12 protein-coding genes are annotated in these 11778 nt (G+C 31.9%); all 12 read left to right on the plus strand.

Annotated features, from left to right (window positions below):
• Positions 1-160: 160 nt before the first annotated feature.
• The 12 genes from KA873_RS10500 (at position 161) to KA873_RS10555 (ending at position 11711) form a co-directional block, all read left to right on the plus strand.
• On the plus strand, positions 161-1096 hold the full coding sequence (locus KA873_RS10500) for an aldo/keto reductase (protein ID WP_210140338.1): 936 nt from the start codon (positions 161-163) through the stop codon (positions 1094-1096).
• Between the two features lie 589 nt (positions 1097-1685).
• Complete coding sequence (locus tag KA873_RS10505; protein ID WP_107383650.1) at positions 1686-2228, plus strand: flavodoxin family protein; 543 nt, start codon at positions 1686-1688, stop codon at positions 2226-2228.
• A 125-nt stretch (positions 2229-2353) separates the two neighbouring features.
• Positions 2354-2833, plus strand: a complete 480-nt coding sequence (locus tag KA873_RS10510; RefSeq protein WP_107383651.1) for a GNAT family N-acetyltransferase — start codon at positions 2354-2356, stop codon at positions 2831-2833.
• A 17-nt stretch (positions 2834-2850) separates the two neighbouring features.
• Complete coding sequence (locus KA873_RS10515; RefSeq protein WP_181187665.1) at positions 2851-4167, plus strand: HD domain-containing protein; 1317 nt, start codon at positions 2851-2853, stop codon at positions 4165-4167.
• 125 nt (positions 4168-4292) lie between these two features.
• Positions 4293-4805: a YwhD family protein gene (locus KA873_RS10520; protein ID WP_107386218.1), complete on the plus strand. Its 513-nt coding sequence runs from the start codon at positions 4293-4295 to the stop codon at positions 4803-4805.
• A gap of 300 nt (positions 4806-5105) precedes the next feature.
• Positions 5106-5519, plus strand: a complete 414-nt coding sequence (locus KA873_RS10525; RefSeq protein WP_019468431.1) for a YwiB family protein — start codon at positions 5106-5108, stop codon at positions 5517-5519.
• Positions 5520-7187 carry an arginine--tRNA ligase gene (gene argS, locus KA873_RS10530; RefSeq protein WP_181187666.1) on the plus strand — a complete coding sequence of 556 codons (1668 nt, stop codon included), beginning with the start codon at positions 5520-5522 and terminating at the stop codon, positions 7185-7187. It begins immediately after the preceding gene.
• A gap of 153 nt (positions 7188-7340) precedes the next feature.
• Complete coding sequence (locus tag KA873_RS10535) at positions 7341-7976, plus strand: endonuclease III domain-containing protein (RefSeq protein WP_107383655.1); 636 nt, start codon at positions 7341-7343, stop codon at positions 7974-7976.
• Between the two features lie 76 nt (positions 7977-8052).
• On the plus strand, positions 8053-8934 hold the full coding sequence (locus tag KA873_RS10540; RefSeq protein WP_107383656.1) for an ABC transporter substrate-binding protein: 882 nt from the start codon (positions 8053-8055) through the stop codon (positions 8932-8934).
• Positions 8935-9158: 224 nt separating this feature from the next.
• Positions 9159-10109 (plus strand): FecCD family ABC transporter permease, encoded by a 951-nt coding sequence (locus KA873_RS10545; protein WP_107383657.1) that lies wholly within the window; start codon positions 9159-9161, stop codon positions 10107-10109.
• 102 nt (positions 10110-10211) lie between these two features.
• Positions 10212-10910, plus strand: a complete 699-nt coding sequence (locus KA873_RS10550) for an HAD family hydrolase (RefSeq protein ID WP_107386216.1) — start codon at positions 10212-10214, stop codon at positions 10908-10910.
• A gap of 3 nt (positions 10911-10913) precedes the next feature.
• Positions 10914-11711, plus strand: a complete 798-nt coding sequence (locus KA873_RS10555; protein ID WP_183077219.1) for an alpha/beta fold hydrolase — start codon at positions 10914-10916, stop codon at positions 11709-11711.
• Positions 11712-11778: the final 67 nt, after the last annotated feature.

The raw sequence follows: 11778 nt of genomic DNA on the forward strand, positions 1-11778 counted from the left end.
AACTGAATGAAAAAGGGTAGAGATATATTATAGTATTCAGCAGTTCATACGTTTGTTGATTGTACGGTCTTACTCTCTTTCAAACAAATGTATACAAAAACACTTTGAGCCAGAGATTCTATAAATATTTCAAAATTAAAATATAAGGAGTTGGATTGTTTTGACGGAAAAAGTTCAATTAGGAAAATCAAATGTAACAGTATCACCGATTGCTTTAGGTACAAACGCTGTTGGTGGACATAATTTTTATAATGATTTAGATGAAGAAAAAGGTAAAGAAACAGTTCGTACTGCAGTGAGAAATGGTATTACATTGTTAGATACAGCATATATCTACGGTCCAGAACGTTCTGAAGAATTGGTTGGAGAAGCGGTTAAAGAATTTGCTAGAGACGAGTTTGCTATTGCCACAAAGGGTGCACATTATTTTGATGAAGATGGTAATGTGAAAATGTCTAATGCCCCAGAATTTCTTAAAGATCAGGTAGAAAAAAGTTTAAAACGTCTTCAAGTAGATTATATTGATTTGTATTATATTCATTTTCCAGACGACACTACGCCTAAAGATCAAGCAGTTGCCGCATTAAAAGATTTAAAAGATGAAGGCAAGATTAAAGCTATCGGCGTTTCTAACTTTACATTAGATCAACTAAAAGAAGCGAATAAAGATGGCTATGTTGATGTTGTACAAATGGAATATAATTTGCTAAATCGTGAAAATGAAGATGTGTTTGAATATACAAAAGAAAATCAAATTACATTTATTCCATATTTTCCTTTAGTATCAGGTCTTTTAGCCGGTAAGTATACTGAAAATACACAATTTGATGATATTCGTGCTAAGAATCCAGAATTTCAAGGGGAAAAATTCAAAGAAAATTTAGCGAAAATTGATGAGTTAAGAGATATTGCAGATAATCATAACGTAGATGTTGCACATATTGTACTTGCATTCTATTTAACCCAGCCTTCATTGGATGTCGTGATTCCTGGTGCAAAACAACCACATCAAGTCGTGGATAATTTAACAACGTTAGAGGTTAATTTAACTAAAGAAGAAATTGAAAAAATAAACGAATTATTTCCTAGAAAATAATACAATGTGTCTAGGACGAATCAATGATGTCCAGACTGTTTCAAATTGTCAGTAGATGACTTAATTGAAAATTTTAGTCCCACTTCACAATTTATTGGGTTAGTGGGACTTATGCATGAGCTAGCTCAAGTAACTCTTGAATCACTTCACAATTTATTGTGTTAGTGGGACTTATGCATGAGCTAGCTCAGGTAATCCTTAAATCACTTCACAATTTATTGTGTTAGTGGGACTTATGCATGAGCTAGCTCAGGTAATCCTTAAATCACTTCACAATTTATTGGGTTAGTGGGACTTGTGCATGAGCTAGTTCAGGTAATGCCTTTATGCGTTTTCAATTCTAGTCATCCTTGTCGGGAGTGGGATGACGAAATCTTTTTAAGAAAATTAGATTGCTATCCTACTCCCATTTTATAAAGTTTTAAAATTTAAATTGAAATATATAAATTTATAAATTTTCCTGCAAATCATTTAATGCTATAATATAATATTGTAAACGCATGTTATATTTATGAACTTTTGTGTAAGATTATTAAGATGTCTCTAATGAAATATTTTAATATATGAAAAGGATTAAAAGGAGATTATTATGATTACAGTTTTGTTCGGGGGCAGTCGTCCGGAAGGGAATACTGCTCGATTGACTAAAATGGCTTTATCAGGACACGACTACAAATGGTTTGACTTAACACAGTATCAATTGAATCCAGTGAGAGATGTAAGGCATGATGGGACAACAATAGATGCTTATGAAGATGATTATAAAAAAATTATAGACCAAGTGTTAGCCAGTGATACAATTATCTTTGCGTCACCTGTTTATTGGTATAGTTTGTCTGCTTCTTTGAAAGCTTTCATTGATCATTGGTCTGAAACTTTAATGGATCCTAATTATAAAGATTTCAAAGCGAAAATGGCTGAGAAAGATTTTCGACTCATTATTGTCGGTGGAGATTTTCCAAAAGTAAAAGCCAAACCATGTATCACCCAAATGAAATATAGCTTAGAATTTTTAGGTGCTACGCTATCTGGTTATATAATTGGAACTGCTGAAAAACCAGGAGATATTGATAAAGACTCATACGCATTAAACCGCGCACAAGAATGGCAAGATACATTAAATAATGTTTAGAGATAGTTTGGGCAATTGTTATCTATTGTCCAAGCTATTTTCATTTGAATAGATTAAGTATTTGGAACACTAAAATTATGTTATAATAAGAGTATTATTACCTACTATAAATAGGGGGAACCAACATGCACAAAGTTAGAAAAGCAGCGCCAGAGGATGTTGTAGGCATCAGAGATGTAGCAACAAAAGCTTGGTATAATACTTATTTAAATATCTATGCAGCTAAAACTGTAAATGAATTATTAGCTGCTTCATATAATGAACAACATTTACTTAAAAGATTAGAAGAACAATTATTCTTAGTCATTGAAGAAGATGATCAGATTATTGGTTTCGCTAATTTTATATATGGCACTGAATTATTCTTATCAGCCCATTATGTAAGACCCTCATGGCAACATCATGGGTATGGTTCTGATTTACTGAAAGAAGGCTTGGCGTATTTCCAAGATGAATATAATGAAGTATTTTTAGAAGTTGATAATAAGAATGATGAAGCTGTATCTTTTTATGAACAAAAAGGGTTTGAACGTGTGCGTTCATATATGCATGTGATGTATGGGGAAGAAATGGATTTGGCATTGATGCGAAAAACTTTAAAATAATTGCACATTAACAAGGTATGAATAGGAGGACGACATTGACTTTTACAACTTATGCTACACAAAAGTTACCTGAAGAAAAAGTATTTAAAGACCCCATTCATAGGTATATTCATGTAAGAGACCAAGTGATTTGGGACTTGATTAAAACGAAGGAATTTCAGCGTTTACGACGTATAAAGCAATTGGGTACATTATACTTATCATTTCATACCGCTGAACACAGTAGATTCGGACATTCTTTAGGTGTATATGAGATTGTTCGAAGATTAATTGATGATTCATTTGACGGTCGTGAAGCATGGAATAATGATGATCGTCCACTTGCATTATGTGCTGCATTATTACACGATTTAGGTCATGGACCATTTTCACATAGCTTTGAGAAGATTTTTAATACAGATCATGAGCAGTTTACGCAAAAAATCATTACTGGTCCGACAGAAGTAAACAGTGTATTACGACGTGTTTCTGAAGATTTCCCGCAACAAGTAGCTGATGTTATTAATAAAACACATGAAAATAAATTGGTCATATCTATGATTTCTTCACAAATAGATGCTGATAGAATGGATTATTTGCAACGTGATGCTTATTTTACAGGTGTTAGTTATGGACAATTTGACATGGAACGTATTTTGAGATTAATGAGACCTTCAAAAGATGAAGTGCTTATTAAGGAAAGTGGTATGCATGCAGTAGAAAACTTCATTATGAGCCGTTATCAAATGTATTGGCAAGTATACTTCCATCCAGTTAGTCGGGGTGGAGAAGTGTTGCTTAACAATTGTTTGAAACGAGCAAAGCAACTTTATAATGAAGGCTACACATTTAAAAAATATCCTGCTGATTTTATTCCTTTCTTTGAAGAGTCTATGACGATTGAACAATATGTAGATTTAGATGAAGCGGTTGTAGTTTATTACTTAAAAGCATGGATTAATGAAGATGATGCTATATTGAGTGATTTGTCACGCAGATTTATTAATCGTGATTTGTTTAAATATATGCCATTTGATGGTTCTATCATTACAATTACAGAATTAACCGATTTGTTTATACAAGCAGGTATAGATCCGAATTATTACTTTGTAAGCGAATCATTTTCAGACTTGCCTTATGATTATGATCGTCCAGGATCAGACAGACAGCCGATTCATTTGTTGAGACGTAATGGTAAAATAAGAGAAATCAGTAGTCAATCCTTAGTTATTCATAGTATTACAGGCATTAATAGACAAGATTATAAATTATATTATCCAAAAGAATTTATTTCTGATATAGAAGATGACCAAGTTAGAAATGCTATTAATAGTATATTAGATGAATTGAATTAAACAATTAAAAATTGATTACTTTTATCGTATTGTTAAATATGGCAAAATTTTAATATAGACAACTTATGTATGATGAGAAAATAACGATTACATAACTACTTGTTTTAATATGGAGGTGGACACTGATGGCTGAAAATAATGGATTTAAATTTAATATTATTAAAAATGATCCACTGGATGGGCACAAAGGTACCAATATTGGCTCTATAAGTTTAGATAACGTAGCTCCTGTGTTTATCGATGTTGCAAATGAAGAGGCATTTATTGATATTGCAGGTATGCATGCACGTTCCAGTGTTGAAAAAGGTGTCAAATGGATTAAAGATAAAGAGACCGTTGAAGGTGAAGAAGCAAAAGAATATTGGTTGTGTTGGGTTACGACAGAACGTGGCGAAAATGGACCGTTTTATGCTGGATTGACAGCTTGCTATTTATTAGTAAATAGAAGTATTCGCAGAGGTTACAAAAGCATGCCAGAACATGTGAATATGATGGATAAATCAATGAAACATTATATTGAAATTGACCAAATTGGCGACCACAATAAAAAAATATTAGCAGCGTTTCTTAAATCACATGATATAGATATGTGGAATAACTCTGACGCTTCATTACGCGAATCTTTGGAGACGGAGTAACAACATTTAGTTTTTAATGATTATACGATATGAAGTGGATTTAAGGTGTTTTAATGGTCTTATAATACACAGTTTGATATTTGTGTGAATTGAAAAGAGTAGAAATACGAAATCAAATTGAAATTTTGATTTTGTTTTCTACTCTTTTATTATGTGTGATTTTAGAATAAAGTGAATGTGTTGTAATATTAACTATAAAAATATAGATAATGTATTTAAATTAATTTTAGCAACTGTTTTGCATATTTCAAGTATGCTATAATGGTTTGTATTATTTTAAAGATTAGGGTGAAACTTACATTGGAAAACAATGTTGAAATCCAAACGAAACAAGTTGTTAAGCAATTCGATAACAAAGAAAAATTCTCATTGTCTACTACAGGATCTTGGCAAAAGCGTAAAGCTGATTTTATTCGTTATCAAGAAGAGATAGACGGAGCAACAGTTAACGTGACGGTAAAAATTGAAACTTCAGGAGTAAAGATTATCCGCAATGGTGACATTAAGTTAAACCTTCATTTTGTAGAGGGCGAGGATACGATTACTTTGTATGAAATTAGTGGCGGGCGCATACCGCTTACCGTTTATACACATTCTATTTTACATTTTGTAAATGATAACGGTGGAAAATTGAAAGTGCATTATGATTTAATTCAAGATGAAGAGAAGATGGGGTCTTATCAATATGAAATTACTTACAAGGAGATGCCGTAAATGAACATAATCGAACAAGTCAAGCAAACGTTAGTTGAAGAAATTAAGAAAAGTATTCAACAAGCACAACTTGCTGATATGAACGAAATGCCTGAAATTAAAATTGAAATACCAAAAGATAATAAAAATGGTGATTATTCAACAAATATAGCAATGGTTTTAACAAAAATAGCGAAACGTAATCCACGCGAAATCGCAACAGCAATTGTTGATAATTTGGATACAACGGCTGCACAAGTTGAAAAAGTTGATATTGCAGGGCCTGGTTTTATCAATTTTTATTTAGATAGTGCTTATTTGACTGCGATTATTACTGAAGCAATAAATAAAGGCAATCAATTTGGCCATAAAGCAGAAAAAAATGGTGAAAACATTTTATTAGAATATGTATCTGCTAATCCTACGGGGGATTTACATATAGGCCATGCGCGTAATGCGGCAGTTGGCGACACGTTGGCTAATATATTAGAAGCAGCTGGTTATAATGTAACAAGAGAATATTATATTAATGATGCGGGTAATCAAATTACTAATTTAGCACGTTCAATAGAGGCGCGTTATTTTGAAGCGCTTGGTGATAATTCTTTTGAAATGCCAGAGGGTGGTTATCATGGAAAAGACATCATTAATATTGGTAAAGATTTGGCAGAGAAACAACCTGAGATAAAAGATTTAGACGAAGAAGAACGTATTAAAACATTTAGACAACTTGGTGTTGATTACGAAATGCAAAAACTAAGAAAAGACTTAGATGATTTTAATACACACTATGATAGTTGGTTTAGCGAAACAACACTTTATGAATCAGGTGAAATCAAACAAGTACTTAATAAAATGACTGAACTTGGTTATACTTATGAAGAAGACGGTGCAACATGGTTACGTACCACTGATTTCTCAGACGATAAAGACCGCGTATTAATTAAAAAAGATGGCAATTATACTTACTTTTTACCAGATATTGCTTACCATTTTGATAAAATTGAACGTGGTAATGATATATTAATAAACTTATTTGGTGCAGATCATCATGGTTATATACAGCGTTTGAAAGCATCGATGGCAACATTTGGTGTTGATAGTGAACGCCTTGAAATTCAAATTATGCAAATGGTCCGTTTAATGCAAGATGGCCAAGAAGTAAAAATGAGTAAACGTACCGGAAATGCAATTACTTTACGTGAAATCATGGATGAAGTAGGCGTGGATGCTGCGCGTTATTTCTTAACGATGCGTAGTCCTGATACCCATTTTGATTTTGACATGGAATTAGCAAAACAAGAATCGCAAGATAATCCGGTATATTATGCGCAATATGCACACGCACGTATTTGTTCAATATTAAAACAAGCTAAAGAAAAAGGTGTTGAACCTTCAACTGATGCAGATTATTCGTTTATCACAAACGGCAAAGCGATTGAACTCATGAAAAAAATTGCAGAATTTGAATCAACGATTGAAAATGCTGCAGCACACAGAGCACCACATAGAATGACAAACTATATTCAAGATTTGGCGGCGCATTTCCATAAATTTTACAACGATGAAAAAGTCTTAACAGATGATTTAGAAAAAACAAAAGCGTTAATTGCATTAATTGATGGAGTGAGAATTACGCTACATAATGCATTGAACCTTGTTGGCGTAACAGCGCCAGAGTCGATGTAATCATTATTTAATTAAAGTAAACGTTTATTTAGGAGCAAGTTTAGGTTTGTTAATCATAGTTTGATGTGATTTCATCAGTACTATCACCAAATCTTACTTGCTCTTTTTTGATATTTGTTATTTCATTGTGACCAATGGGAGGGTAGTGCTTACATGTTAGATACTCAGTCGTTATATAAAATATTATTTTCACATATGGGTTCGCAACATTGGTGGCCTGCTGAGTCGAAAATCGAAGTGATATTAGGGGCGATTTTAGTACAAAATACCAATTGGAGAAATGCAGCTTATGCGCTCGAACAATTAAAAGTGAAGACTGAATTTGATCCTGAGCAGATTTTAAATTTGAAGTTAGAATCTTTACAAACGATTATAAAATCTAGTGGGTTTTATAAAAATAAAGCTCGAACGATTTTGAATATACTTGCTTGGCTGGAATGTTTTGATTTTGATTATCAAGCTGTAAGATCATATTATCAACATCAGTTGCGTAATGCTTTATTAGAGGTTAAGGGTATTGGTAGTGAAACGGCAGATGTTTTATTAGTATATATTTTTGAAGAAGTCGCTTTTATTCCAGATAGTTATACTAGAAGGATTTATAAAAAATTAGGTTATGCAAATACAGAAAGTTATGAAAAATTGAAACAGCATATTCAACTGCCTGAAACTTTTACGAATACAGATGCTAACGAATTTCATGCATTATTAGATAACTTTGGAAAAAATTACTTTAATGGGAAAAATGAAAAGAAATATACATTTTTAGATACTTATTTTGAAAAATAAATTTCATAAAATAGACTTAACGATTGAGATAAGAGTTTGGTAATATAGAATAAAACAACTATTAGGAGATTAAGGTATGAAAAAAAGAACTAAATTGTTATGTCTGTTGCTTGTTTTTATAGTAATCTTAAGTGCTTGTGGCACTAAGTCAGACCAGAAGCATGATAGTCAATCTGAAGGTCACACTTATAAACGTATTATTTCTCTAATGCCAAGTAATACTGAAATATTATATGAACTCGGTTTGGGTGATGATGTGATAGGTGTTTCAACCGTAGATGATTACCCTAAAGAAGTGAAAGATAAAAAACAATTTGATGCGATGAAACTTAATAAGGAATCATTGATGAAAGCCAAACCAGATTTAATCTTGGCACATGAATCTCAAAAAGCGACGAATGATAAAGTACTTAAAGGATTAAAAGATAACGGTGTGAAAGTGGTTTATGTGAAAGATGCACAATCTATTGATGAAATGTATGAATCATTTATGCAAATTGGTAAGGTTACGCATAAAGAAAAAGCATCTAAAAAACTTGTTAAAGAAACAAAACAAAATATCGAACGTGTAAAAAATTCAGTGCCCGATGATGCAAAAGGGCAAAAAGTTTTCATGGAAATTTCATCTGAACCTGAAATATACACTGCAGGAAAACAAACATTTTTTGATGATATGTTGACACAATTAAAAGCAGAAAATAGTTTTTCTAATTTAAACGGTTGGCAAAAAGTCAGTAAAGAAGATATTATTAAGCAAAATCCAGATTTGATGATATCGACAATGGGCATTTCATCGTCTGAATATCAAAAAATGATTCGCAAACGCGGTGGTTTTAGTCAAATTAAAGCTGTACAGCATAATAAAGTTAAAGCTGTTAATGGTGATGAAATATCAAGACCAGGTCCCCGTATCGATGATGGGTTGAAAAAATTGAAAGAAGCTATTTATGAACAATAATACGTTAAAATACAGAGATAGATTAGCCTAAGTTCTAAATATTTTTGGCTAACAATTCAACGTCAATTACTATAGAAATTATATAGAATTGACGTTTTTTTATGAATAATTTGTAATGCAATATTTACTTTTATCTTAAAAATATATACCATTTTAGTAATGAACGATAATTATTTTTATAATTCATAATTTCTGAACGATTTTATTGAAAGCGTGGCAAAGACATGAAATATAATAAAGCACTCATTATTTGTATCGTCATACTCACTATCAGTATGTTGCTAAGCATGCTTTGGAATATCGGAAATATTAACGAAACATTGTCACAATCCATTTTATTTCAAGTTAGAGTGCCTAGAACACTACAAGCATTATTAGCTGGGATAGGTTTAACATTAGCAGGTCATATGTTTCAAACATTATTAAATAATCCTTTAGCTGATAGTTTTACATTGGGCTTAGCAAGTGGGGCAACTTTTGGGTCTGGTATAGCGGTCGTATTAGGGTTATCATTTTTATGGTTACCGGTCTTTTCTGTCATTTTTAGTGTTATAACATTAATCACAGTGATTTCACTCACTACTGCTATGTCTAAAGGTTATCCGATAAGAACGCTCATCTTATCTGGAATTATGATAGGTGCGCTGTTTAACGCATTTCTTTATGTATTGATTATTTTTAATCAACAGAAGATGAATAATATTGTGAATTATATGTTTGGCGGTTTTTCATCTGCAGAGTATAACGAGGTAATCTATATAGGCATTACGTTATTAATTGGTATCATTATTTTATGTAGTGTAATATCAAAAATTAAGATATTACAGCTAGGCTATTTGAAAGGCACATCTCTAGGTTTAAATGTACAACTTTTAACATATGGCGTGTTATTGATTGCATCATTGATTACCGCAGTTATTGTTGCATATGTGGGAATAATTGGCTTTATAGGCATGATCATTCCTCAACTTGTACGTCGTCAGGGTCAACATTTCGATCTTGGACAACAAATGGTACTAAATATGTTGATTGGTGGTATAGTAATGGTAATGTCAGATTGGTTAGGGAGTACATTATTAAGCCCCTTTGAAATTCCAGCTAGTATTATCTTAGCATTATTAGGCATACCGGTATTATTTTACCTCATGATTACTCAACCACGGAGCATAGAATAAACTTAAAAATCCCTATCGTCTTGAAACAGTTTATACTATATAATGATATTTATTAATTAAGGTTAAGTAAAAGGTAAACCTAAGATTGAAGAGGTTATGATTATGGATTTAACTCAAGTAAAAGCAATTGTGTTTGATTTAGAAGGAACATTATTAGATAGAAAAAAATCTAGAGAAAAATTTATAGAAGAGCAGTTTGAAAGATTTCATGACTATTTTGTACGCATACAATTGGAAGACTTCAAACGTAAGTTTATAGCATTAGATGATGATGAAGATCATGACAAACCCGAATTATATAAGGCGCTCATTAAAGATTTTCACGTAGACCGCCTAACTTGGAAAGATTTGTTTAGTGATTTTGAAATGCATTTTTACAGATATGTATTCCCTTATTATGATACACAGTATACTTTAGAAAAATTAACTGAAAATGGTTATTTGACTGGTGTTATTGCAAATGGTAAGTCGAAAATCAAGCAATTCCGACTGCACGCACTAGGCATTGAAGATAGTATCAATTACTTATCTACATCTGAAACTGTAGGCTACCGCAAACCACACCCTAAAATTTTTGAAGATATGCTGTCACAATTAGGAACTAAACCTGAAGAAACAATTTATGTTGGTGATGATCCACTCAATGATGTAGCACCTGCAAGAGCAATGGGTATGATTAGCATTTGGTTTAACGAAGATAATGAAAATGATTTAACACCTTTACCAGAAGAAGTAGATTTTACGATTAAAACTACGGAAGAACTACTTTCCATTTTATCAATTAATAAGAAAGGGAGATAAAGGATGAACCTATTTACAACAAGTGATGGTATCGCATTAAATTACAAGACGAGTGGCGAAGGTAAAGCAATTGTCATGATTCATACTGCTTTTGATAACTTTACAGTGTTTAATGATTTAGAAACTAAATTTAATAAAGATTATCAGGTAGTACTTATCGATTTAAGAGGTCATGGCTATTCCGATAAACCGAATGAAATCAATTTCAGAACATATGCAAAAGACATTAAGGAATTATTAGATTATCTATACATTCATGAATGTTCTATCATAGCTCACGAATTAGGTGGTTCAATTGCTGCATTATTTGCAACACAATATCCAGAAACAGTGTCATCATTAACGATGGTGAATCCTACACTATTGAATGACATCACGCCTGAAGAGCGTTTATATAGAAAATATTCGGATAAAATTAGAAATTGGGATGATGAAACACAACAAAAATTCCTTGATAAACAATTATATTATTCTAAAAGAAAAGCAAAAAAATTCTTAAAACAAGTTGAAAATACGAACAGCTTGTCTACGAAATCAGAAATTGAAGCGGTAAAACAATCATTTATTGATAATAATGTTATGCATTATTTAAAATCATTAGATTTACCCACATTAATTATTGTTGGACAACATGGCGAAAGAACAACAATATTTGAAGCAAAAGAAGTTGCGGATTATATCGGAAATACCCAATTTGGAGTTTTCGAAGAATCTGGATTATATCCGTTTGTAGAAGAAAAAGATAAATTTATCAACGATGTGAGCAGATTTATAGAACAACATCTTCAAGTAGCATCTTAATTTTAACGGATTGATAGATTTCTTGATATATTACAACACCACACTACTTTGTAATCATTTTGTAACA

Origin of the sequence: Staphylococcus sp. GDY8P45P, from assembly GCF_017892745.1 — a bacterium.
In the GTDB taxonomy this organism is placed as follows: Bacteria; Bacillota; Bacilli; order Staphylococcales; family Staphylococcaceae; genus Staphylococcus; species Staphylococcus cohnii.